Here is a 24906-nt window from a genome sequence, read left to right as displayed (position 1 = left end):
CGATTTAAAAATAATGAGTAGTCCGGTTAACATTGCTTTTCATTCATTTATCAAAATAGATCGCAGTAAGAAAGATCCGGTCTATTTGCAAATAGTGTATCAGTTTATTAATGCGGTTAAAACAAACCTTCTGGAAGATGGCGATCAACTCCCCGGAAGCAGGAAAATCGCAGAAGACCTGCAAGTTCACAGAAAAACAATTATGGCTTCCCTGGTGGAGCTGCAAGAGCAGGGATGGATAAATAGCATTCCCAACATAGGTACTTTTGTAAAAAATGCGGAGCTGTCTTCGGTAGCGGCCACCGGCTCCGGAGCTTTTAAGTCACCCCCCGAAAAGGCTGCCTTTACTTTCAGGAAAGAATTTATTCTGGATACTCCCTTCTTGGAGCATCGTGAAGATCTTTATTTCACCGATGGAACACCCGATTATGGGATTATCAAAGGGCAAGAATTGGCTCGTTTTTTCGCCTCGGTCCTTAAAAGGGCCAATTGGTTCAATGTATTGCAGCAGGCAACCGAAGGAAATCTGTTTTTTAGAGACCAGCTCAGTTATTACCTGAATATCACCAGGGGATTTCATCTTTCCAGAAAATTTTTGTTGCCCATTTCGGGAAGGGAGCAGGTTTTTTCCATCTTATCGCAGTTACTTATAAAAACCGGGGATATTGTTTTGGTGGAGAACCTGAGTTATTTTCTGCCAAATATGATTTTTGGTCAGGCAGGTGCACAGCTAAGGACGATTCCTGTTGATAAAGACGGGATGAGGGTTGATTTTATCAGGGAACACTTTAAAGCCGGTGAGATTAGGGCCGTTTACCTCAACCCTCGTTGCCAGTACCCCACTACAGTTCCTCTTTCTGAAGAGCGAAAGGCAGCTTTGCTCCAATTAGCGGAACAATACAACTTTATTGTGATTGAAGATGATGACGACTTTGAATTTTCCCTCCCAAAAGATAGGTCGGCATCACTCTATAGAAAGGACGGCGGAAATCGGGTCATCTATATCGGAGCATTTGGAAGGTTCCTCACCCCCGGGTTTCAAATGCACTTTTTAATCGCCCCAAAAGACTTTTTGGAAGAAGGAAAAAAGTACCTTAATATTTTTGGCAGGCCCAATTTCTTGATGGAAAAGACACTGGGAGATATTATTCATCAGGGGGACGTGCATCGGTATCAAAGGAAATTTCACAATGTAATTAGTGAAAGAAAAAAATTCTTTGCCCAATTACTCCATACTCACTTTAAAAGTGAAATTACATTTAGTGTACCTTTATCAGGCCTGGCTTTCTGGATTCAGTTTAATCAATCATTTTCATTGAATCATCTTCAAAAAAAAGCAAGGAAAAAGGGACTCCTGATTCCCGGTACATGTCTTTATCAAAACCAAAATCTTATTGCTTTAAGATTGGGATTTGGCCATCTCAGCAAAAATGAAATGGGAGAAGCTGTAAGATTACTTGCTGAAGCATATGGAGAATTGGTTTCTGAGGTTTCGCTGCAAGGATAAAGGAATAATTAGAAGTTTAAATTTGCCTGCGCCTTCCCTCAATGAATCCAGTCCTGCAAATGCAGCTAACTATACTGTGCCGAAGGGACAAGCGTCTTTAAACGAAAAAAACCTGCTCAAGCTAAAAAGCCTGGCAGGTTTTTCCCGTTTTAATTGGCAGCTTAGCTGCATTTGATTGTGGAGTCGGAGGCAACACTAAAGCGCAAAACCTCAACTTTTCTAAACGCCCTAATTTCCTGTAAAGTTATTTATAAATTCAGTATTTATAAGGGTTTAAAGGTAATTAACTTTTTATTAAAGTTTTTAATCCTTTGAAATTAATTGCAGTTTACCGTACAACTACCGTACAAATTTAATAGATTTGTATTGTTCAAATTATTACAAGTATGGCTACTGTTAATTTTCTTTACCGATCTACACGGGAAAAAGCACCTTTAAACTTACGTTTACTATTTCGCCACAATGACAAAGATTTTGCTATTGGAGGTAAAACTAAATTGGAGGTTACACGGGATTACTGGAACAACCACCACAGCAAACAGCGTTTAAAAGATATTGAAGTTAAGAACCTGCAAACTGAAGTAAACAACAAGTTAGCAGCGTTAGAAAACCACATATTAAAAGCCTTTAATTCTACTCAACCGGGAAAGGTTAATAAGGACTGGTTAAAAACCACAATAGAACATTATTACAACCCACCACAACAAAAGATAATTCCTACTGATCTTGTTAGTTACATTGATTACTATTTAGAGCACCGTAAAAATGAGATAACCGAAGCAAACAGGAAAAAAGTAAAGGTTACCAAAAACAAGATGTTACGGTTACAAAAGGAACTGGGAAAGCCTATTTTAATCAATGAAGTAAATGAAGACTTTAAAAAGGCGTATGTAGATTTTAGCAATAAAAATGCCTATTCTCAAAATACACAACACCGGGAATTTGTACTAATAAAAACGATCTGTTTCCACGCCCGGTATTTAGGAGTAAAAACACACCACCAACTTGACGGCATAACCTTACAGCGCGAAGAGGCGAACCACATTTACTTAAACCTTGAGGAACTGGAAAAGGTTAAAAAAGCTGATCTAAAACAGGACTATTTAGACAATGCGCGCGACTGGCTTTTAATTAGCTGTTACACCGGGCAAAGGGTTTCTGATTTTATGAGGTTTAAGCCTGAAATGATAAGAACCGAAAACGGCAAACCCTTATTAGAGTTTAGACAAAAGAAGACCAAAAAAGAAATGTCTATTCCTGTTGTAAAGGAGGTACGGGAAATTTTAGAGAAAAGGAACGGCAAGTTTCCACGCCCTATTTCCGATCAACGGTATAACGACTACATTAAAGAAGTTTGTAAAGAGGCAAAGATAAAAGATGAGGTTAAGGGCAAAAGGCGCGTTTCAATAGCACCAAAGGGCGTTAAACCAACTAAAAACGACTACCGGGACGTATTAGACACTTTTGAAAAATGGGAGTTAGTATCTTCTCACATTGGCAGACGTTCATTTGCGACTAACTTTTACGGCAAAGTACCTACAACTTATCTAATAAACATTACAGGACACGGGAGCGAAAAAATGTTTCTCAACTACATTAAGAAGAGCAACAAAGATTTAGCCCTTGACGCCTTTAATTACTTTGAATAAACACCTTTTTCAAAATGACAAATTTAAGCCCAGGCGAAGCACTTTTATTAATTGTTGATGCTTACAATATTGAAGACAAAAAGGCGCGTAAAAACTTCAGGAATAAGAATTATAAAAATCCTTTTTATGATAATTATTCAGAGGTACTAAAAGCAATACAAGAAAGGAATGAAAAAGCAGATTTAGACGCTTTTATTTATCATTTAGGTTTTCTAAGATCACAAGGCACTTTGCACAGGTTAAGTGAAAAGGATTATTTGCAAGAACAGTTTGAAGCCTTTAAAATTGATGTTCCTGAATGGGTAAAAAATTGTTTTGAAGAAATAGAGTTTCGAACATCTTGTAATGAAAGATTTATTCAAAAAGAGGAGTACAAATGGAAGCAGGAACAGATTAAGGCTTATAAAGAGGAGTTAGAACAAGAACTTCAGGAATTTACTTTAAACACTTCAACAAGTAGAGCGGAATATTTAAAGAAGAAATTTAATTCAACTTCAGAGGAAATTAGAAAAACAGAAAGCCACTTTAGGAAAATTTATAAATACGATATTTCCAATATTTACAAGAACAATAAGTTTACTGCAACTAAAGAAGACCTAAATAATATCTATTTTTTTGCAGAAAAAGAAGCAGGTACAATAAATGAATTTTGGAACATACATAAGCTACTAAAAAAATACTTTGATCTAAAGAACCAGTTACCAATTTTAAAGGAGGAAATTAATTTCAATTTTCCACAAGTAGAAAAAGAAACAAAACCAGTAGAAGAGAATATTTGGTTTAAAATTGGATTAACTTTTGCCACTGGGAAAGCCCAAAAAATTTATAAAGACTGTAAGAATTATTCAGAAGTAGCACGTAAATTAGGTTTTGATAGTAGTTACAGAAATTACTTTGCTCGAACTTTTGCAAATTCTGAAAAGGTAACGGACAATAAAAATATTTATTCTCAACCTGATAAGCTAAAGGAAATTTACCAATACTGCCAAAAATACGATATTGAAGTAGCTGAAGACTTTAAAAAACAACTAACTAAAACAACCTAAAATAAAATGTTACTGAAACGATACCAGTAACGCAAAGAGTACCAAATCATTAGATGCAATTTTGGTTTCAGATAATCAAAATAACATCTTATGAGTACAATTCAATTTCTACAAACAAGCCCGGAACAATTAGCGGAACTAATTACAGAGGGCGTAAAAACGCAATTAGAGGCGTTTAAAAAGGATCTTCACAACAAGGAGGCACAAGATGACCTTTTAACAAGAGAACAAGCCGCAAACCTACTGCAAATTCACGAAACAACCCTTTGGCATTGGACTAATAAGTCCAAGGTGAAAGCTTATAGCATTGCAGGGAAAAGGTACTACAAGCGAAGCGAAATTTTAGGAAGTTTAACCGAACTAAAAAAATAAGGCTATGAGCAGTTACACTAATAGCCTTAATCCTTTTGGCGACGGACAAGGCAAAGATACACAATTTACCCGTGTTTATGAGGCTTTAAACGCTAAGTCAATGACAATGTTTGAAGCAGAACAAATAACGGGCGTTAGACGTGAAAGTATTTGCCGTTATGTAAGTCGATTAAAGACGGCAAACAAAATAGCTGTTAGAAAAATTAGACGTTGTTCTATTACTGGTTATCCTTACGTACAGGAGTTGACTACAAACCCGAACTTGTTTCCACAGTCGAACCAATTAAAACTTTTTTAGGAATGGAAGCAAGAAAATTGAACCCGGAGTTTAACGATCTCTTTGAGCCTAAAAAGATTATTGACCACGTAGAGAAATTAAAGAGCGTAACAACTAAGGAAAAGGAGGCAAAGAAAAACCCTTTCCCGGTTGAAGTATTCCCTAAACCAGTACAGGAAATAATAACAGCAACAAACCGAAGTTTAAATTATCCTACTGACTTTATTGGCGCGTCAATGCTTTACGCTGTTTCTGTTGCAGTCGGTAACACTCACAAAATACATAATGGAGTATTTGAGCAAACAGCCGTTTTATACCTTTCAATTGTTGGAAGAGCAGGAACAAATAAAAGCCACCCTTTAACCTTTGCTTTAAAGCCTATTGAAGAGCGCGACAAACAGCGTTTTAAAGGTTACCAGGAACTAAAGCAGGAATACGATCTTGTTAGCAGTCTAAACAAAAAGGAAAGGGAGGCGCAAGGTTATGACGAACCAGTACAGCCTATTTGGGAACAGCACCTTATAACTGATTTTACACCCGAAGCACTTACAGACGTTCATAAATTCAATAAAAGAGGTATTGGAGTTTATGCAGATGAGTTAGCAAGCTGGTTTAAAAACTTCAACCGATACAACAAAGGGAGCGAAGAGCAATTTTGGTTAAGCGTATGGAGCGGAAAACCTTTAAGGATTAACAGGAAAACAAGCGAGCCTATTTACATACCTGAACCCTTTATTTCTGTTGCAGGAACAATACAACCGGGCGTACTAAATGAACTGGCAAAAGACAGAACCGAAAACGGGTTTCTTGACAGGATTTTATTTGTTATTCCTGACGATCTTAAAAAGGAGTATTGGAGCGAAAACCAGTTAGATGAAGTAATAATTCAAAATTGGAACGCTGTTATAAATAACCTTTTGGATTTAGACCTTGAACAAGATGAGAACCTCAACCCTAAACCCACCGTTCTAAAGTTTACACCTGAAGCCAAACAATTATTATTTGAATGGCAAAAGACAGTAACAGACTTGAGCAATAAGGCAGATAATGAAGCCTTGAGCGGAATTTATGCAAAGTTTGAACAATACGCCTTGCGACTGGCTTTAAACCTTGAATTATTGCGTTACGCTTGTGGAGAAAGTAACAAACAAGCGGTTACCGTTGAAGCCGTAAAGGGAGCGTTAAAACTTGTTGAGTACTTTAAAAATTCGGCTTTAAAAGTACACACGATCTTAACCAATACAAGCCCCGTAGATAAATTACCGGGCGACAAAAAGAACCTTTACAACGCCTTACCTGAAGAGTTTACCACAAGCGAGGGGTTAGAGTTAGCAAATGATTTCGGAATAGCAGAAAGGACGTATAAACGCCTTTTGGCAAACCGGGAATTATTCAACAACTACAAAAGAGGGGAATACGAAAAAAGGTTTTAACCTCTATTGGCACAAGGCACTAACGGCACTAACGGCACAAACTAAGGTTTATTAATGCCACAAATGCCGCTTGTGCCAAATGCCACAGGTAATTTCTAAAAAAATGGAACAGCACCGATACACTTTAGAGAAAGGCAGTAAAAAAGACTTTTGCCCGGCTTGTAATAAAAAACGTTTTGTTCATTATGTAGATACCGAAACAGGGGAATATTTGCCGAACCAGTACGGACGTTGCGACCGTGAAAGTAAATGCGGTTACCACCTGAACCCGTATAAAAACGGCTATTCTCAAATGATAAAAGAACAGGAACAGGGAACGTTTAACGGGAACTGGAAACCCGACCAATACGCGCGCGTAGTGACTATCAAAAAACCTTTAAAGTCTAAACCTGCCTTTATTCCTGTTGAGGTACTTAAACAGACGTTAGAGCCTGACAGGTACGAACAGAACGTTTTTATTCAGAACCTGTTTAATAACGTTCCTTATCCTTTTGAGGTTTCAGATGTTACTAAAGCCGTTGAACTTTACAAGATAGGCACTATTAAAGCAGGTTACAGAAAAGGCGCGGTCACCTTTCCTTTTATTGATCTTAAAGGCAATATTAGAGCCGTACAGGTAAAACAATTTAATAAAAGCAACCACACCACAGGAACGGACTTTTTACACTCTATTATTGATAAGCACCACAGTAAAAGAAATGAACCTTTGCCGAACTGGTTACAGGCGTATAATAAGAATGAATTAAAGGTTTCCTGCCTATTTGGGGAACATTTATTAAGTAAGTACCCGTTAAACCCTGTTGCGTTAGTAGAAGCCCCTAAAACGGCTTTTTACGGTACGTTGTATTTTGGATTTCCTGAACAACCTGAAGACCTTATTTGGTTAGCGGTTTACAACAAGAGCAGTTTCAAATTTGATAAACTAAAGGTATTAAAAGGCAGAACAGTTTTAACCTTTCCTGACTTATCAAAAGACGGGCAAACCTTTAAAGAATGGAAGCAGAAAGCCACAGGAATAGAAAGCAGGTTACCGGGAACGCGGTTTATTTTTTCTGATCTACTGGAACAGTTAGCACCTGAAGCAGATAAAAAAGAGGGAAACGATATTGCAGACTATTTAATTAAGCAGGACTGGCAGAACTTTAGAAAAAGGAAACCTAAACAAAAACCACCCGAACCAGTACCCGAAATTAAAGAACCTGTTACCGAAGTTAGAAAGATTAGACAGCCTAAAAAGGAAACAGAAGATTTTGAATTTTCGGAAACCATAAAAAAAGAGCCTGAAGACTGGCAAACCGATATTTCAGAATTGGAAAGGTATTTTGAAAAGATGAGGTTACCACCCGAACCAGTACGGCTTAATCAATGCACGGTAATAACTAACGTTTCTCAATTCCTTAAAAGCCACCTGCAAACGGTTAAAAGCCACAACGGGAACAATAGGTTTTTACCTTACCTGAACCGATTACAACAATTAAGAACCACGTTAAACTAACACAAACTAACATTATGAGTTTTACAAGTGAAACAGCAAAAGAAGCCGGGAAAAGATCAACAAGAGCCGGGAAAAAGAACAGAACAACCGAAGAAACAAGGGAGCGTTTTAAAGACTTGTTAGAAGCTAATTTTGATAAGATACAAGAAGACCTGGAACAGTTAGCACCTGAACAACGTATTAAAGCCCTTTTAGATTTGGCAAAATTTGTATTACCTACTTTAAGATCAACGGAACTAAAGGCAAGCGAAAAAGATTTTCAACCTATCGTTATCAATTTAGGTAGTGGTATTAATCCTGAAGCAGATGAATAAAGAATTTAGAATTTCCACAGGCGAAGAGTTAATTCAATTAATGGAAACCCAAAACCTGAACAGCACCCAAATTTGTGAAATATTGTACAGGGCGTTAATTCTCTTTGCAGATGAAACGAAACCACCTGAAGTATTAATTCAGGAATTTAAGGAGTACTGGAAACGTTTTAAACATACTAAGGAACGCCCTTTATTTTTAGGACTTGATTTAAACGTTATTGAACCACTTGAACAGGAATAAGTACAAGGTTAGTACAAGGTTTTTTGGAAGTCTTACGCGCGTAATATTCGAGTATCTGTTACAAGTTAGAACCTATTGTTACTCAAACACTAAAAAGGAATTTTATTTATTGTTATTCGAACGCTAAAAAGGAATTTTCTATTGTTTGGACGAGGGTTAGGGAGTTGGCAAGACGAGTTTTCCGAAACCATAAAAAAGGGCGAACCTCAACGGAACGCCCTTTTTCTGTTCAAATTATTAGCACGGCTAAATGCTAACACCAACAAAGATAAATTAAATTTTCCTTACCTGATCTGAAGTTAATTTTCAGTTACCGTACAGAAACCGTACAAATTAGAAAACAAAAAAGCCGTAAACCCTTATTGATAAAGGAAATACGGCTTTTAATAGTGGAGTCGGAGGGGTTCGAACCCTCGTCCAAACAAGCAATTCAGCTGCATTCTACACGCTTAGTTTTCGCTTGGTTGTCGATGCAAAGCCGGCCGAAAACCACCAACTTTACACGTATCCTCAATTAAGCTTCAAAACTGCATCAAGGCCCTGCAGTTCCTATATTTACTTTGTCGGTGCCTCTGGTGCGGGCGCCGTAAATCAAGGCTCCCGCGAGACATCTCGGCTCCCTACCTTGTAGGGACTAAGCATATCCTACTATGATTCAGATTATGCAGCCAAGGCGTAGTTATTCTCGCCGTTTAAAAAGTATGAAAAATGAGATTTACGAGCTATTTCCCAGCGCTCGACGTGCTTACAACTCAATTAGACTCGCTGTCAAAACCAAGTCGACCCCAATATGTAAAGAACTTCTGCAATATTATTGCACTTTTCATGCCAAAACCAGTTCTGAAACAGGTTTTGCACAAGAGGAACAAAAATAGGAAAATTTGTGACATTACAAGCAAATCCGGTTTTTGATTCAGTGTGGTCCATTCAATAAAACAGGAGCTAAGGCCGCGAATACACAACTAATACAGTTGCTGAATAAATTTTGATCTCAATTTATAAAATAAGATTTTAAATCCCTGTTAATCAGTTTTCTGAGCAAAGTTTTGACTCCATGTTCTTGCAGCCTGTTTGCCGTTAGGCAGGCGAAGCCATCTTGCCTCTTTCGACAAACAACAAAGTTTTTAATTCCTGGAGCACAGCCATCTCAAAGTCTTTTCAAAAATGGCATTTTTGACAGCCTTTATAATTCTTATATTTGAGAAAATCCAAACCCTTTAAAAAGCTGTTCTAGTATGATAAAATTTGCCCTTATAAAAGAGCGAAAAACTCCCCCAGATCGTCGTGTAGTATTCTCTCCTGAAGAACTCCGGGAAGCCGTAAAGCAATTTCCCGATGCCAGTTTTAAGATAGAAAGTTCAGATATCAGGATCTTTAGCGACGAGGAGTACAGGCAGGCAGGTTTTGAAGTGGTAGAAGATATTTCCGGTTGTGACGTGATGCTCGGCGTGAAAGAAGTGCCGCTGCCTCATCTTATTGCCGGTAAAAAGTACTTTTTCTTTTCCCATACCATAAAAAAGCAGCCTTACAACCGAGATTTACTCAGGGAGATCCTTAAAAAAAATATTGAACTTTACGACCACGAGGTCATTATAAATGAAACTGGCGGCCGACTCATTGGCTTCGGAAGATATGCCGGAATTGTGGGCGCCTACAACGGATTTCGCGGAATAGGTCTCAAAAATGGCATTTTTGAACTCCCTAAAGCTGAAAACCTGCCCCACCTGAATGCCATTCAGCAGGAGCTCGATAAAATTTCAATCCCGCCTCTTAAGATCGTACTTTCCGGAAGCGGGAAAGTGAGCCAGGGAGCCAGGGAAATTCTCGATCACCTTAAAATTCAGAAAGTGGAGGTTGATGAGTTCCTGAACACCGAATTTGACCACCCGGTTTACTGCCAGGTTGATGTGCTCGATTACAATAAACGCAAAGACGGCAGCAGGGGCAGCAACAGGGATTTTTACGATCACCCCGAACTTTATGAAGGCAACTTCAGGAGGTTTGCCAAGGCTGCCGATTTTTTCATCGCCGGCCATTTCTACGGCGAGGGTGCCCCCGTTTTCTTTACTGCTGAAGATGCAAAATCTCCCGACTTCAGGATAAAATACATTTCTGATATTTCATGCGATATTGCAGGCCCTGTAGCCAGTACAATTCGTCCTTCAACAATTGCCGAACCTTTTTACGGTTATGATGCGCAGGAAGAAAGAGAGGTAGATTTCAGAAGTGAGCATGCGATCCTGGTCATGGCGGTAGATAACCTGCCCTGTGAATTGCCACGGGATGCCAGTGAAGGTTTTGGCCAGATGTTCCTGGAAAACGTGCTGCCCGCTTTTTTTAATGGCGATAAAGACGGAATTTTACAAAGGGCACAAATGACCAAAAATGGCAGTTTGACTCCGCGGTTTAGTTATCTCAAAGATTACGTAAAAAGAGAAGAATCAGAAATATGAAAAAATATACCATGAGCCTAATGATCCTGCTGTTCGCAGCAATCCCGGTAAAAGCACAGCTCCAGGTGATGAGCTATAATATTAAATATGCCAACGAAAATGATGGGGAGAACAGCTGGTCAAACAGAAAAGAAGACCTGGCTGCCCAGCTCAGGTTCTACGAGCCGCATATTTTTGGGGTGCAGGAGGCATTGCAAAGCCAGCTGGAATTTCTGAAAAAGGAGCTCGATGATGAATACGAATTCTTCGGAAAGGGGCGTGACGATGGTGGCCAAAAAGGGGAATTTAGTGCCCTCTTTTTTAAAACTGAAGCGCTTCAGCTTTTGGAACAGGGAACTTTCTGGCTTTCATCAACGCCCGAAACTCCCGGCAAAGGCTGGGATGCGGCATATCCCAGGGTTTGCACTTACGGAAAGTTCAAAGTAAAGGATTCAGGAAAAGAATTCTGGGTCTTTAATACGCATTTTGATCACGTAGGGGACGAGGCGAGGCGCCAGAGCGTTCGGTTGATCCACAATAAAATTTCAGAAATAAATACAGAGGAACTTCCGGTGGTTTTAATGGGAGACCTCAATCTGGAACCAGATTCCGAAGAAGTAAAATATCTGGCTTCTCACTACCGGGATTCAAAAAAGCATGCAAAACACACTTTTGGGCCTCAAGGTACTTTTAATGCCTATGAATTTCATAAACCTGTCGCCACTCGGATAGATTACATTTTTACCGGTGGCGATGTGCAGGTGAACAAGTATGCCGTGCTGAGCGATTCACGGGATTTGCGTTATTTTTCAGATCACCTTCCGGTGATGGTTGAACTGGAATTGAAATAAGTTTTTCCAGCCCAAAACAACAAAGAGGGCTCCATTAAAGCCCTCTTTGTAGGTGAATAGCATTTCTGAAAATTCCGAAGAAGCTTCTAAAATGACATTTTTGACAGGTACTGTCTTTTCTATGTCGGGTTGACAGGATCATTTGGCCCTGCGCCTGCCGGCCCGTTTTTATCGGGGTTCCTTGGAGGGTTGGGTTTTGAAGGATTGGCTGAAGTGTCACCAGAAGTTTTTGGAGTACTGGCATTTCCGGCACCGGTGCCTTTGGGAGGAAAATTCTTTCCTGCGCCAGAAACATCGGGATTATTATTGTTAGGGTCTCGTGCATCGGCGGCTTCGCTCCTAAATTTCTGGATAATATCCCTAAAATGCTCACCGGCGGCCTCCCGGCCACCAAGCCCGTAACTTAAGGCAACTGCAACCGCAATGGCTCCAAGGATCAACCCAAAGGCCAGTTCTACAATTTCATTGGCAATACCCATGGTTCGCAGGGCAATTGCAATGAAAAGGGCAAGAGACGCCCAGCGAACAACGCCCGCAATAAAATGGTTCTTGCTGGAGCGGGTCATGGTGTTGTAAATGAGCAGCGAGATGTAATTTCCTATGGCAAGAATAACGAGCCCGAATAAAATTTGGCCGGTAACTTCAAGGATTTGATGAAGGATTTCGGTTAACCTTGAAAGCCCCAGAATTTCAACCGCTGTAATAATTCCGAAGAAAACCAGGAAGAAATAGATGAGGTTTGCCACGATCTTTGAAAGGGATTGGCCTGCGCCAATCATGTTGTGGATCTGGATTTTTTCGGCAGTACGATCAAGCCCCATGCTTTTAAAAAGGTCTTCCAGGAAGTTGGCCAGGTACCTTCCGCCCCAAACAAATACTAATAGTATGACTGCGGCAATGACAATTTCGCCGATGAGCTCGGTGAAGCCGTACAGTATGTCGTTAGCGGGTTCAGAAATGGCATCCAGGCGAAGGGTGTTGAAGGCCTGGATTAAAAACGGAATGAAAATAATGATAAATACCAGTTTGCGTAAGATATTCACCAGCTGGTCTGTGTCTTTAAATCCGGTTTTGTCAACCATTCTGTCAATGAGTCCGCCGCCAATATGAACAAGGTTGGCAACAAATTTTGCGAGCACATACCCAATAAACCCAATGAGCAGTGCGCCAATGAGGTTGGGAATAAACAGCAGGAACTCGTTGAGCATATTTTCCAGCGGGGCGAGCACTTCACTTATCCCTAACACTTCTAAGGCAATAAGCAGCACGATGATCATTATTAAATAGTAGAAGATATTGCCGACAAATACGTTGGTGTCATCAACATTATCCCCGCCAAAAATGCGTTCATCCCAGGAGGTTTTCCGAAGCAGTTTTACCACCATTACTTTGATGCCTTTTGCAATTAACCAGCCAATGAGAAGTACCAGCAGCGCTCCCAGTAAGTTGGGCAGAAAATAGGCTATGCGGTCTCCTATGTTTTCTAATTGTGTTTCCATAATTTATTCTTTTTTTAAGATGGTTAGTACTTGAAGGTAGATCAAAAAGCGCTTATGCCACAGTTACTTAACAAGAGTTTAAAATAAATTTTAGTCTTATTGTTAATATTTTTTTATGTGAAAACTGAAGAAGAAAATGGGACAAAATTAGATGTGGCAAGGGCTGAAAGGAAATGCCAGATTTCAGAAAAAATCTCAAAAATTTTTTCAACAGTCTTTAGTTAATAAGAAAGCTGCCGGCCCTCTTTTAAAACTGATGAATTAAAATAACTTTACTCCTCTTTCAAGTTAAAACAAAAACAAACGGCCATGGTTGAAGAATTATTTAGTACCCAGACTTATACCTATGATGAGGTACTGCAAGCATGTTTAAAATATTTTAAAAATGACGAGCTTGCAGCCACTACCTGGATAAATAAGTATGCAGTAAAAGACAAAACAGGAAAATTTTTTGAATTGACACCCGATGATATGCACAGGAGGATGGCGAGGGAATTTGCCCGAATGGAGGCAAAATATGCCGATCGTGCAGCGGGAAAGGAAAATCTTTCGGAATATGGAAAGACAAGGGAATTCCTGAGTGAAGAGCGAATTTTTCAGCTTTTTAAAGATTTTAAATACAGCATTCCGCAGGGTAGTGTCATGGCGGCCCTTGGGAATGACCAGATGATAGCATCTTTGTCTAACTGTGTTGTGGTGCCACCGGTCTATGATTCTTACGGCGGAATTCTTCACACAGACCAGCAACTGGTGCAATTATTCAAAAGGCGTTGTGGGGTAGGAGTTGACCTTTCTGGCCTGCGCCCCAAGAATGCACAGGTTTCAAATGCAGCCGGAACCACTACCGGGGCAGTTTCCTTTATGGAACGGTTCTCTAACACCACCAGGGAAGTAGCGCAAAATGGCCGTCGCGGAGCTTTGATGCTTACCATTGATGTGGCACACCCCGATGTTGAAGATTTCATTACCATTAAGCAGGATCTTAAAAAGGTAACCGGGGCAAACATTTCTCTGAGGCTTTCAGATGAATTCATGAAAGCAGTGACCGATGATGCCGATTTTACCCTGCGCTGGCCAATTGACAGCCCAGATCCTAAATACACCAAAAAAGTAAGGGCCAAAGAACTTTGGGATACCATTATAAAATGTGCGCACAACACCGCCGAACCCGGATTGATCTTCTGGGATAAGCAGCACACTTATTCAACCTCGTCTTTTTATCCCGGCTTCAAAAACAGCTCTACAAACCCATGTTCAGAGATCGCTATGCAGGGAGGGGATTCCTGCCGATTGATCGCTGTGAACCTCTACAATTTTGTAGACAACCCATTTACCGAAAATGCTTCTTTCAATCATGAGAAGTTCTATAAAGTGATCTATGAAACCCAGCGTTTGATGGATGATCTTGTAGACCTTGAGCTGGAGGCCGTAGATAAAATCCTTGCGAAAATAAACCAAGATGAAGAGCCAGACTTTATCAAGAAGAATGAGATCGATACCTGGAAGTTACTTGCCGAAAATGGCAAAAACGGAAGGCGTACCGGCCTTGGCTTCACCGCCCTTGCCGATGCTGTTGCCGCCCTGGGCGTAAAATTCGATACCGATGAAGCCCTTGAAGTGGTTGACGAGATCATGCAAACAAAACTAAAAGGAGAGTTTGACAGTAGTATTGACATGGCGATCACCAGAGAACCCTTCAAAGTATTCGATCCTGCAGTTGAAGAAAAGTCAGATTTCATACAAATGATGAAGAGGGAATTCCCTGCGCAGTACAGCCGTATGATGCAGCATGGAAGAAGGAACATCTCCATTAGCACCGTGGCCCCAACAGGTAGTTTGAGTATGCTGGCGCAAACTTCTTCGGGAATCGAACCTGTTTTCATGCTGTCTTACAAAAGAAGAAGAAAAGTAAATGCTTCTGAAAACAAGGCGAAAGTTGCTTTTGTTGATGATACAGGAGATGCTTTTGAAGAATTTACGGTTTACCATCCAAAAGTGAAAACCTGGATGGATGCTTCAGGAAAAGAAGCCATAGAGGAAAGCCCATATGCCGGTGCCACTGCTTCAGAAATTAACTGGCAAAAGCGTGTGGAGATGCAGGCGCTGGTTCAGAAATACACCACGCACTCCATCAGCTCGACCATCAACCTTCCTACCGATGTGAGTCAGGAGAAAGTGAGCGATATCTATATTGAATCATGGAGAAAAGGCCTTAAAGGAATTACGGTTTATCGCGACGGTTCCCGCAGCGGAATTTTAGTCTCTTCGGAAGATAAAAAAGATAAAAAATCGGATGTTCAAAATGTATTTGCTGAAACCTATGCACCAAAACGCCCGAAGAAACTTGAATCCAGGATCATTCGTTTCAATAACGAAAGTGAAAAATGGCTTGCCGTTGTCGGAATTCTGAATGATCGTCCTTACGAGATCTTCACCGGTAAAATGGAAGATGTTTTCAACCTGCCAAACTGGGTAGATAAAGGCTATGTGATCAAGAACAGGGATGAAGACGGGAATTCAAGATACGACTTCCAGTTCTGCGATAAGCATGGTTATAAAGTGACTATTGAAGGATTGTCAAGATCGTTTAATGAAGAATACTGGAACTATGCGAAGCTTATCTCGGGTGTGCTTCGCCACGGAATGCCAATCCCATATGTGGTAGATCTTATTAATAACCTGAACCTGCTCGATGAAAGCATCAACACCTGGAAAGCCGGTGTGGTTCGTGCCCTTAAGCAGTTTGTACCCGACGGCACTCCTGCCGCCGATAAAGAATGTGCCGAGTGTGGAGATCCTGAAGGAATTATTTTTTCTGAAGGCTGCCTGGTTTGTAAGAGCTGTGGCTACTCCAAGTGTGGTTAAAATTTAATTTTGTCCCCCGGTAAATAGGAAAACCCCGCTTCTATAAAGGAGCGGGGTTTTTATTTTATAAATCCAAAGGTCTCCCCCGATGGCGCGGATTTTTAATCGGTGCCGACTTCATGTACTAAAGAATTGAAATCGCCCAATTCTTAATCGGGAAACCGAAAGAATAATAAGAGGTGTTAAATAAAAGACCTCACAGGTTTTTGAAACCTGTGAGGTCTAAAGTATCTCTTAGATGGCGCGGATTTATAATCCGCGACGAGGTTAATCTTAAAAAGAATTTATAGTCTTTCTAATCGCTGTAAGGTTGCTTAATAATCTCTCTAAATACTGAATATCAAGCATATTTGCCCCGTCACTCTTTGCGTTGGCAGGGTCGAAGTGGGTTTCGATAAAAATTCCGTCGGCTCCGGTAGCAATTCCAGCGCGGGCAATGGTTTCGATCATATCTGGCCTTCCGCCGGTAACACCGCTGCTCTGGTTGGGCTGTTGCAAAGAATGCGTTACATCAAGTACAGTTGGTGCGAACTGGCGCATGGTAGGAATTCCGCGGAAATCCACGATCATGTCCTGGTAGCCAAACATGGTTCCTCTGTCGGTCACCATCACCTGTTCGTTATTGCAATCCTCCACTTTATTTACCGCGTGTTTCATGCTTTCGGGGCTCATAAATTGGCCTTTCTTAAGGTTCACGACTTTGCCTGTCTCGGCGGCCGCCACCACCAAATCGGTTTGGCGGACCAAAAATGCGGGAATTTGAAGTACATCTACATATTCTGCCGCCAAAGTAGCATCTTCGCGCTCGTGAATGTCGGTGACTGTGGGAACGCCAAAAGTTTCAGAAACCTTCCGAAGAATTTTTAAGGCCTTTTCATCTCCAATTCCGGTAAAGCTGTCAATCCGGCTGCGATTGGCTTTTTTAAAGGAACCTTTAAATATATAGGGGATTTGAAGTTTATCGGTAATGCCCACAATAGTTTCGGCAATACGCAAAGCCATATCTTCTCCTTCAATGGCGCAGGGGCCGGCGAGCAGGAAAAAATTCCCGGAGTCGCTGTGCTTTATCAGAGGTATCTTATCGAGTTGCATAGAAAAAATTTTAAAGCAAAGATACCTTTTTTGAAACGTTATGCCGAAATGCCTTTTTTAGGACCCATTTTTATTTTCGTCTGCTTCTGCGGAAGGATCTTCGTTCTCTTCTTCCTCAAATGGCGGCTGGATTTCATAACCCAGAGCCCTTATAATCCTGTTGTTGTCATAGTAGAAATGAGCCGCATCTACCTTATTTTCCTCGAATTTGAGTGCTACATGATATGGAAAGCTAATGGTTTCGCCATTTGGGTAGCTAAGGCTGTTGGTGCCCCAGTGCAAAACCCAGTTGCCTTTCCTGGCCCCTTCGGGAATAGCTACTCCCAGCCACACCCCGTCTTCAGCCAGTACAGGAGTAGCCGATTCCCGGCCTTTTTTCCAGTACTTTATGGTTTGGTCGAGCGTGAGGCTGTCATAGCTGCCCAGGTTGTGAAAAATGGCATTTTCAGTAGTGTTTTTCCGAAGGTTTTCCCAGTTCCCGGTCTCATAGGCTTTCACAGTCTCTTTGGCCGTCTTTATCAACTCGTCCTGCATTGGAAAGTCAAGGCTTGGCCTGCCATCTACCTGCCCCATGCTAAGCTGTGCATTGGCAATTCCCAAAAGAAAGCACAGGCACAACAGCAATCGCTTCTTCATTCTTAGGTTCGTTCTCATAGCTGTTATTTTAAGTTGAATTGTTTAATACACTGAATATTAATTACTTAAATTTAAGCATTTGTAAGCGCAAAAGGAATTTCAGATTCTTAAAATATGAGAAAGCTCAGTTTTAAGGCAGGTTGCAGGTATTTGTTGAAGCTTTTTTGAACCATTTATTCACCTTTCAGGTTTAAATTATATGCTATCATTCTTAACTACAGGTACTTATGTTTATTTGAAATAAAAATTTTATTCAAAGTCTTGCTGTTTTAAATGGAAAAAATAAACGTACCTTTGCAGCCTTTAAAAATCAGGCGTTTATATGACAGCTATCAAGAATATCGCGATCATCGCACACGTTGACCATGGAAAAACTACATTGGTGGACAAAATTATGTACCACTGCAGACTTTTCAGGGAAAACGAAAACACCGGAGATCTTATCCTGGACAACAATGACCTTGAAAGGGAGCGGGGCATCACTATTACTTCCAAAAACGTATCTGTAGTTTACAAGGATACAAAGATCAATATCATCGATACTCCCGGTCACGCCGACTTTGGGGGAGAGGTTGAAAGGGTATTGAACATGGCCGATGGGGTGCTGCTTTTGGTTGATGCCTTTGAAGGCCCTATGCCGCAAACCCGTTTTGTGCTTCAAAAAGCCATTGACCTTGGTTTAAAGCCATGTGTGGTAATTAATAAAGTTGATAAGGAAAACTGTACGCCCGAAGAAGTGCATGAAAAGGTATTTGATCTCATGTTTGAACTGGGTGCCGAAGAATGGCAGCTTGATTTTCCTTCAGTGTATGGCTCTGCCAAGAATAACTGGATGAGCGACGACTGGAAGAACCCAACCGATAGCATTGAACCGCTTTTGGATATGGTTATTGAACATGTCCCGTCTCCAAAAATAGAAGCCGGTTCTCCGCAAATGTTGATCACTTCTCTTGACTTTTCTTCCTTTACCGGAAGGATCGCCATTGGCCGTCTTCAACGCGGAATTTTAAAAGAAGGTATGCCTGTTGCTTTGGTAAAAAGGGATGGGAGCGTCAAAAAGACAAGGATTAAAGAATTGCACACTTTTGAAGGCCTTGGCCGTAGAAAAGTGGAAGAGGTGCAGGCAGGAGATATTTGTGCTTTGGTAGGTCTTGAAGGATTTGAAATTGGTGACACTGTAGCCGATTTTGAAAATCCTGAAGGGCTAAAAACCATCGCTATTGATGAGCCAACAATGAGTATGCTCTTCACCATTAACGATTCCCCTTTCTTCGGAAAAGACGGAAAGTTTGTGACCTCAAGACATATTAAGGAGCGCCTTATGAAGGAGCTTGAAAAGAACCTTGCCCTTAGGGTAGAGGAGACCGATAGTGCCGATAAATTCATGGTTTTTGGCCGTGGTGTTCTTCACTTATCGGTGCTTATCGAGACCATGCGCCGCGAAGGTTACGAACTTCAAATTGGGCAGCCGCAGGTGATCATCAAAGAAATTGATGGTGTGAAATGCGAGCCAGTTGAAGAGCTGACCATAGATCTTCCTGAAGAAGTTTCGGGAAAAGCAGTAGAGATGGTGACCATGAGAAAAGGGGAAATGTTGAGCATGGAAGGAAAAGGGGAAAGGATGACCATCCAGTTCCAGATCCCTTCCCGTGGAATCATTGGGCTAAGAAACCAGTTACTTACTGCTACGGCGGGAGAAGCCATTATGGCACACCGCTACAAGGAATATCAGCCGCTAAAAGGAGGAATTCCCGAGAGACAGAATGGTTCGTTGGTTTCTATGGAAACCGGGAAAGCCATTCCTTACTCTATAGATAAACTTCAGGACAGAGGGAAGTTCTTTGTTGATCCGGGAGAAGACATCTATGAAGGGCAGGTAATTGGAGAGAACTCTCGCCAGGATGACCTGGTAGTGAACATCACCAAGACTAAAAAGCTTTCAAACGTACGCTCTTCGGGAGCCGATGATAAGGCGAAGATCGTTCCGGCAATAAAATTCTCTCTGGAAGAGGCTTTGGAATATATCCAGAAAGACGAATATGTTGAGGTAACTCCAAAGCACCTGCGCCTTAGAAAGATCTACCTTACCGAAAATGATCGAAAAAGGAATAAGATCGTTTAAGCTGAAATAAATTTATATCTTAAGGGCTGTCAAAAAAACAATTTTTGACAGCCCTTTTTTTTGAAAAACTTTCAACTTAAACTTCCTTCAGAAATGGAAATATTAGGAATATCATATATTGAATGGGTTGGGTATCTGGCATCTTTCTTCCTGCTGTTGTCCTTCCTCATGAGAAATATAACCACCCTTAGGTACATCAACAGCCTTGGATGTTTGTTCTTCGTTGCCTACGGAATTTTACTGAATTCCTGGCCGCTTATTATAACTAATGGTGCTATTGTTCTTATTAACATCTATTATCTTTTTATTAAACCGAAGGAAAGTTAGAAGCACGAAGGTAGATTTGCGAAATTAGACTTACGAAGTACGATTTTAGAAGTGCGAATTTATATTCCCTCTTAAAATGGCATTTTTGGAAGGTGTTAAATCATCATAATCTGAAGCATTTATAATAAGTAAGTAACAAAAGTGGTAACTTTAATATAAAATAATAAGCTATGACTTCAGGAGATTTGAGAAATAAGGTAAGAGAATATGTTGACACAGCAGATGTAAGGCTTCTAAAAATGCTTGAAGCTATAGCGGAAACATATGAAAATGAAGCAAATGAGCCCATTCTTGACGAGGGTGACTATCAAATTTTAGATTCACGGAGAGAGGCGCATCTAAAAGGCGAAAGTAAGTCTCTTTCCTGGGAAGAAGTAAAGCGAAAAATTAAGTCAGCTAATTCCTAAATGGAGTTTCATTTAGAAATAAAAGAAGAAGCAGCACTTGAAATAGCGAAAGTTTATCTGTACTATCAGGAAAAACGATATGGCTTTGGGGAAGAATTTTTAGATCATTTAAATATTTATTTCAATAGAATTGCTTCTCACCCTGAACATTTTCCGCAGAAAAGAAAGCCCTATAGGGAAGCTTTCCTGAAACGATTTCCATTTTTGGTTGTTTACGAAATTATTGAGGACAGGATAATTGTATATTCTGTTTTTAATACCTGGCAGGATCCCAGAAAAAAGAGGAAATAAAAACGAGGTGAATTAAAAATGCACCATAAGGTTCAAAGTAGAAGGATTACTACAGTCGCTCTACGTACGCCATAACAATTATGAACAGGTTTAGGTTGTATTATTCAAAAATCTTAAACCTTAAACCTTGAATTATACAGTTTTTTGAACCACCTCGAATACTTTTTGTCCGTCGCATTTCAGGGTTTTTGAAGGGTACTTCAGCAGGAGGGCGTAATCATGGGTGGCCATGAGAATGGTCTTCCCGTTTTTGGAGATTTGTTGCAGTACTTCCATGACTTCCACAGAAGTTTGTGGGTCGAGGTTTCCGGTAGGCTCATCGGCCAGGATGAGTTCGGGATCATTGAGGAGGGCACGGGCAATGGCGATGCGTTGCTGCTCCCCACCCGATAACTGGTAGGGGTTTTTAAAACCTTTGGTGCCCATTCCCACCTTTTTGAGCACTTCCTCAATTTTCGCATCCATGGCGGCTTTGTCTTTCCAGCCAGTAGCTTTGAGCACAAAAAGTAAATTGTCATTCACATTGCGGTCATTCAGCAGCTTAAAATCCTGGAACACTACTCCGAGTTTTCTTCGGAGAAAGGGGATATCTTTTTCGCGCAGGGTACGCAGGTCGTAATCTACAATGTTTCCTTCCCCTTCGGTAAGGGGCAGGTCGCCATACAGGGTTTTCATGAAGCTACTTTTTCCTGTGCCGGTCTTACCAATAAGGTAAACAAATTCCCCTTTTTCAATCTCGATGTTGACTTCAGAAAGAATAAGGGTCTCCCGTTGATAGATGGCAGCGTCTTTTAGATACAGAACAGTATTTGACATGAAAATTGACATTTTAGAGAGGTAAAAGTAAGAAAGAGAACGTAAATATGAGAGCCTGAGTTGCTTTTCTTCTGCTGAATTTTTTTCAACTAAATTTTAGGTTTCATTTAACTATAACGCATAATTTATCTTAGCTCAAAGGCGTTATTACCTTAGACTTTCTTATATCTTTGAATCATCAACAAAATAAACTCTACGAATGAAACATTGCAAAATCTGCCTTTTTGTTGTTTTTGTTTTCTTTTCAGTTTCCGGTTTTTCTCAACAATCTGCCATTCAAACAAATGCTCTGGCCGATTATAACCGTGCGCTGGAATTATACAACAACGGGCAATACCTTGCCGCACAAACCCTATTTGATGAAGTACAGGATGAAGTGGAAGATGAAAGGGTTAAAGCCAATGCCGCTTATTATATCGCCAATGCCGCGATTCGCCTGAACCATCCTGGGGCCGATGCGCTCATGGAAGATTTTGTGCAGCGATATCCTACCAGCACCAAAACAAATGCTGCCTACCTCGATGTTGCCGATTACTATTTTGAAACAGGAAAATATTCTCTTGCCCGCAAGTGGTACGACACTGTAGACCAGAGAAACCTGAGCAAAGCCGAAAAAGAACGATTTAACTTCAATAACGGCTACGCCTATTTTAGGGCCAACCAGTATGATGAGGCCAGAGATTACCTGAACAGGGTTAAAGAATCGAGGAAATACGGAAGTCAGGCAAAATATTACCTGGGCTTCATGGCTTATGAAGGTGATGATTATGAGCAGGCAAATGCCCTTTTTGAAGAGGTGGAAGATACCGAACGCTATGAAGAAGACCTGTCTTACTTTCAGGCCGATATGAATTTTAAGCAGGGGAATTTTGAAAAGGCCATTGAGCTTGGGCTGGAACAATTGCCCCGCGCCGACCGCCGCGACAGGTCTGAACTCAATAAGATCATAGGGGAGAGCTACTTCAACCTGGGGCAGTATGATAAAGCTATTCCTTATTTAAAGGAGTACCAGGGCGAAAGAGGTAAGTGGAATAATACCGATTACTATCAGTTGGGTTACGCTTATTTTCAGCAGGGAGATTATGAATCTGCCATTTCCGAATTCAACAAGATCATAGATGGGAAAAATGCCGTTGCGCAAAATGCTTACTATCATCTGGCCCAGTCTTATTTAAAGACCGATAAAAAACAACAGGCCCTCAATGCATTTAAAAATGCAAGTGAGATGGATTTCAATGCCGAAATAAAAGCCGACGCTGCCCTTAATTATGCCAAATTAAGCTATGAGATTGGAAACAGCTATGCCAGCACACCGCAGGTTTTGATGAATTACCTGGAGGCCTACCCTAATTCGCCGGCCAGAGATGAGATCAATGAACTGCTTATCAATTCTTTCATTACCTCAAAAAATTACGAGGAAGCGATGCGCTTGCTTAAAGGGAATCGCAATTTCCAGAATAACGTGGTCTACCAGCAGGTGGCTTTCTACCGCGGACTCGAATTATACAAAGAAGGAAATTACCGGGAAGCCGAAGAGTATTTTGACCTGGCTCTAAGTGAAAGACGCGACCCGCGATTTACTGCTCTGGCCACTTTCTGGAAAGCCGAAAGTGATTTCAACCTTCGCAACTTCCAGGATGCACTTGTAGGTTACCGCGAATTTGCGGGCATGAGCGGGGCGCAGGGAGCTTCAGAAAAGGAGAATTTAGATTATAATATTGGTTATGCTTATTTTAAGCAACGCGATTACGATCGTGCGATAGAATATTTTAAGCGTTACGCCAACAATACAGCCCATGACAGGGCAAGAAGGAATGACGCTTTTGTGCGTTTGGGAGACAGCTACTTTGTAAACAGCACTTACTGGCCGGCTATGGAGGCCTATAATTCGGCCATTGCTTTAAACGGAAGCGAGAATGATTACGCCGCTTTTCAAAAGGCCATCAGCTACGGTTTTGTTCAGAGAAATGAGACCAAAGTGGAGGCGTTGAACGAGTTTCTTCGGAAGTATCCGCGTTCCTCTTATCGTGACGATGCTGCTTACGAGCTGGGGAATACGTATGTTGCCATGCAGAATACCAGCCAGGGAATGCAGGCTTATGACAGGCTTATTAGGGATGTTCCCGGGAGTGCTTTTGTTCCGCAGGCTTTACTGAAGCAGGGTTTGATCTATTACAACAATGACCAGTCGGCACAGGCTTTGGAGAAAATGAAAAAAGTGGTGGCCAATTATCCTAATTCGCCTGAAGCAATTCAGGCGGTAAGTACTGCGCGTCTTATCTATGTGGATATGGGCAGGACCGATGAATACGCCAACTGGGTGAAAGACCTCGATTTTGTTGAAGTGACCGATGTAGACCTTGACAATACCACCTTTGAGTCGGCTGAGAAGCAGTATCAGAACAATAATATTTCCGCAGCCATTACAGCTCTTGAGAAATATCTCAATTCTTTCCCTAACGGAATTCATGCCGTGCAGGCGAATTTCTACCTGGGGCAGCTACATTTCCGTGAAGGAAATAAGCAGAAGAGTATTCCGTATTACAAGTACGTGGTTCAGAGATCGGCTTCAGAATATCTTGAGCAGTCATTGGCAAGGCTTTCTGAAATCTATTTGGAGAACAGGAATTATTCCGAAGCAATACCGCTGTTAAAGCGATTGGAGGCTGAGGCATCCTTTGCTCAAAACACCATTTTTGCCCAGTCTAACCTGATGAAGTCTTACCTGGAAGAAGGCAGTTACAGCGAAGCAGTAGCCTATGCCGAAAAGGTATTGTCAAATCCTGATGCCGAGACCGATGCAAAGAATGATGCGCAGGTAATCATAGCCCGTGCGGCCATGCGCACAGGAAATGAGGATCGTGCCAAACGCGCTTATGCCGAGGTACAGAAATCGGCCACCGGGGAACTGGCTGCCGAAGCGCTCTATTATGATGCTTATTTTAAAAATAAAGCAGGAAACTATCAGGCTTCTAATGACGTGGTTCAAAGGCTGGCCAGAGATTATTCGGGTTATAAATTATATGGGGCTAAGGGGCTGGTGCTCATGGCCAGGAACTTTTACGCCCTGGGTGATGCTTACCAGGCAACCTATATCCTGGATAACGTGATCAACAATTTCGCGCAGTTCCCCGAAGTGGTAAAAGAGGCCAGACAGGAACTTGCCCGTATTAAAGCAGAGGAGGCTAAAACAAATGCTTCTGTAGAAACCAACAATTAAAATATTACATAAAA

At 41.1% G+C, this 24906-nt stretch carries 21 protein-coding genes and 1 other RNA gene; 17 read left to right on the top strand and 5 right to left on the bottom strand.

Annotation, left to right across the window (positions count from 1 at the left end; genetic code table 11):
* Positions 1-13: 13 nt before the first annotated feature.
* The 9 genes from JRG66_RS04055 to JRG66_RS04015 all read left to right on the top strand — a co-directional run bounded on the left by JRG66_RS04055 (position 14) and on the right by JRG66_RS04015 (position 8334).
* Positions 14-1507, top strand: a complete 1494-nt coding sequence (locus tag JRG66_RS04055; RefSeq protein ID WP_265164462.1) for an aminotransferase-like domain-containing protein — start codon at positions 14-16, stop codon at positions 1505-1507.
* A gap of 386 nt (positions 1508-1893) precedes the next feature.
* On the top strand, positions 1894-3156 hold the full coding sequence (locus JRG66_RS04050; protein ID WP_265164461.1) for a site-specific integrase: 1263 nt from the start codon (positions 1894-1896) through the stop codon (positions 3154-3156).
* A gap of 14 nt (positions 3157-3170) precedes the next feature.
* Positions 3171-4202, top strand: a complete 1032-nt coding sequence (locus JRG66_RS04045) for a hypothetical protein (RefSeq protein ID WP_265164460.1) — start codon at positions 3171-3173, stop codon at positions 4200-4202.
* Between the two features lie 90 nt (positions 4203-4292).
* The gene (locus tag JRG66_RS04040; protein WP_265164459.1) at positions 4293-4574 is read left to right on the top strand and encodes a helix-turn-helix domain-containing protein; all 282 of its coding nucleotides are present in this window, start codon (positions 4293-4295) and stop codon (positions 4572-4574) included.
* 4 nt (positions 4575-4578) lie between these two features.
* Positions 4579-4872 carry a hypothetical protein gene (locus JRG66_RS04035; protein WP_265164458.1) on the top strand — a complete coding sequence of 98 codons (294 nt, stop codon included), beginning with the start codon at positions 4579-4581 and terminating at the stop codon, positions 4870-4872.
* Between the two features lie 2 nt (positions 4873-4874).
* Positions 4875-6284, top strand: a complete 1410-nt coding sequence (locus JRG66_RS04030; protein WP_265164456.1) for a DUF3987 domain-containing protein — start codon at positions 4875-4877, stop codon at positions 6282-6284.
* A gap of 103 nt (positions 6285-6387) precedes the next feature.
* Positions 6388-7779: a DUF6965 family protein gene (locus JRG66_RS04025; protein ID WP_265164454.1), complete on the top strand. Its 1392-nt coding sequence runs from the start codon at positions 6388-6390 to the stop codon at positions 7777-7779.
* Between the two features lie 14 nt (positions 7780-7793).
* On the top strand, positions 7794-8093 hold the full coding sequence (locus JRG66_RS04020; protein ID WP_265164453.1) for a hypothetical protein: 300 nt from the start codon (positions 7794-7796) through the stop codon (positions 8091-8093).
* Entirely contained in the window at positions 8086-8334 is a 249-nt protein-coding gene (locus JRG66_RS04015; protein ID WP_265164452.1) for a hypothetical protein, read from the top strand. The genes JRG66_RS04020 and JRG66_RS04015 overlap by 8 nt, the downstream gene beginning before the upstream one ends.
* A gap of 387 nt (positions 8335-8721) precedes the next feature.
* On the opposite strand, the gene ssrA is transcribed toward JRG66_RS04015, so the two are convergent.
* Positions 8722-9121, bottom strand: a transfer-messenger RNA (tmRNA) gene (gene ssrA / locus JRG66_RS04010).
* 448 nt (positions 9122-9569) lie between these two features.
* Between ssrA and JRG66_RS04005 the strand changes: the two genes are divergently transcribed.
* Entirely contained in the window at positions 9570-10787 is a 1218-nt protein-coding gene (locus tag JRG66_RS04005) for an NAD(P)-dependent oxidoreductase (RefSeq protein WP_265164450.1), read from the top strand.
* A complete protein-coding gene (locus tag JRG66_RS04000) occupies positions 10784-11617 on the top strand; it encodes an endonuclease/exonuclease/phosphatase family protein (RefSeq protein ID WP_265164448.1) in 834 nt (277 codons plus the stop codon). The genes JRG66_RS04005 and JRG66_RS04000 overlap by 4 nt, the downstream gene beginning before the upstream one ends.
* A 119-nt stretch (positions 11618-11736) precedes the next feature.
* Here JRG66_RS04000 and JRG66_RS03995 read toward each other — a convergent pair whose 3' ends face one another.
* Positions 11737-13116, bottom strand: a complete 1380-nt coding sequence (locus tag JRG66_RS03995) for a mechanosensitive ion channel (RefSeq protein ID WP_265164447.1) — start codon at positions 13114-13116, stop codon at positions 11737-11739.
* Between the two features lie 309 nt (positions 13117-13425).
* Here JRG66_RS03995 and JRG66_RS03990 point away from each other — a divergent pair, with 309 nt between their 5' ends.
* Complete coding sequence (locus tag JRG66_RS03990; protein ID WP_265164446.1) at positions 13426-15981, top strand: adenosylcobalamin-dependent ribonucleoside-diphosphate reductase; 2556 nt, start codon at positions 13426-13428, stop codon at positions 15979-15981.
* Between the two features lie 273 nt (positions 15982-16254).
* On the opposite strand, the gene kdsA is transcribed toward JRG66_RS03990, so the two are convergent.
* Complete coding sequence (gene kdsA, locus JRG66_RS03985; RefSeq protein WP_265164445.1) at positions 16255-17073, bottom strand: 3-deoxy-8-phosphooctulonate synthase; 819 nt, start codon at positions 17071-17073, stop codon at positions 16255-16257.
* A gap of 57 nt (positions 17074-17130) precedes the next feature.
* Positions 17131-17727 carry a nuclear transport factor 2-like protein gene (locus tag JRG66_RS03980; protein ID WP_265164444.1) on the bottom strand — a complete coding sequence of 199 codons (597 nt, stop codon included), beginning with the start codon at positions 17725-17727 and terminating at the stop codon, positions 17131-17133.
* A 304-nt stretch (positions 17728-18031) separates the two neighbouring features.
* On the opposite strand from JRG66_RS03980, the gene typA reads away from it, so the two are divergent.
* The 4 genes from typA to JRG66_RS03960 all read left to right on the top strand — a co-directional run bounded on the left by typA (position 18032) and on the right by JRG66_RS03960 (position 20856).
* Positions 18032-19831, top strand: a complete 1800-nt coding sequence (gene typA / locus JRG66_RS03975; protein WP_265164443.1) for a translational GTPase TypA — start codon at positions 18032-18034, stop codon at positions 19829-19831.
* Positions 19832-19924: 93 nt separating this feature from the next.
* A complete protein-coding gene (locus JRG66_RS03970) occupies positions 19925-20158 on the top strand; it encodes a uroporphyrinogen decarboxylase (protein ID WP_265164441.1) in 234 nt (77 codons plus the stop codon).
* A 170-nt stretch (positions 20159-20328) separates the two neighbouring features.
* Positions 20329-20565, top strand: coding sequence for a hypothetical protein (locus JRG66_RS03965; RefSeq protein ID WP_265164440.1), 237 nt, complete (start codon positions 20329-20331; stop codon positions 20563-20565).
* Entirely contained in the window at positions 20566-20856 is a 291-nt protein-coding gene (locus tag JRG66_RS03960) for a type II toxin-antitoxin system RelE/ParE family toxin (RefSeq protein ID WP_265164439.1), read from the top strand. It abuts the gene before it with no gap.
* 132 nt (positions 20857-20988) lie between these two features.
* Here the strand turns inward: JRG66_RS03960 and JRG66_RS03955 are convergent, their stop codons facing one another.
* The gene (locus JRG66_RS03955) at positions 20989-21672 is read right to left on the bottom strand and encodes a cell division ATP-binding protein FtsE (protein ID WP_265164438.1); all 684 of its coding nucleotides are present in this window, start codon (positions 21670-21672) and stop codon (positions 20989-20991) included.
* Positions 21673-21871: 199 nt separating this feature from the next.
* Here JRG66_RS03955 and JRG66_RS03950 point away from each other — a divergent pair, with 199 nt between their 5' ends.
* Positions 21872-24892 carry a tetratricopeptide repeat protein gene (locus JRG66_RS03950; protein ID WP_265164437.1) on the top strand — a complete coding sequence of 1007 codons (3021 nt, stop codon included), beginning with the start codon at positions 21872-21874 and terminating at the stop codon, positions 24890-24892.
* Positions 24893-24906: the final 14 nt, after the last annotated feature.

The organism is Salinimicrobium tongyeongense (assembly GCF_026109735.1).
Taxonomy (GTDB): Bacteria; Bacteroidota; Bacteroidia; order Flavobacteriales; family Flavobacteriaceae; genus Salinimicrobium; species Salinimicrobium tongyeongense.
The sequence above is the reverse complement of the archived record's forward strand: the minus strand, read 5'-3'. Positions and strand labels throughout refer to the sequence as shown.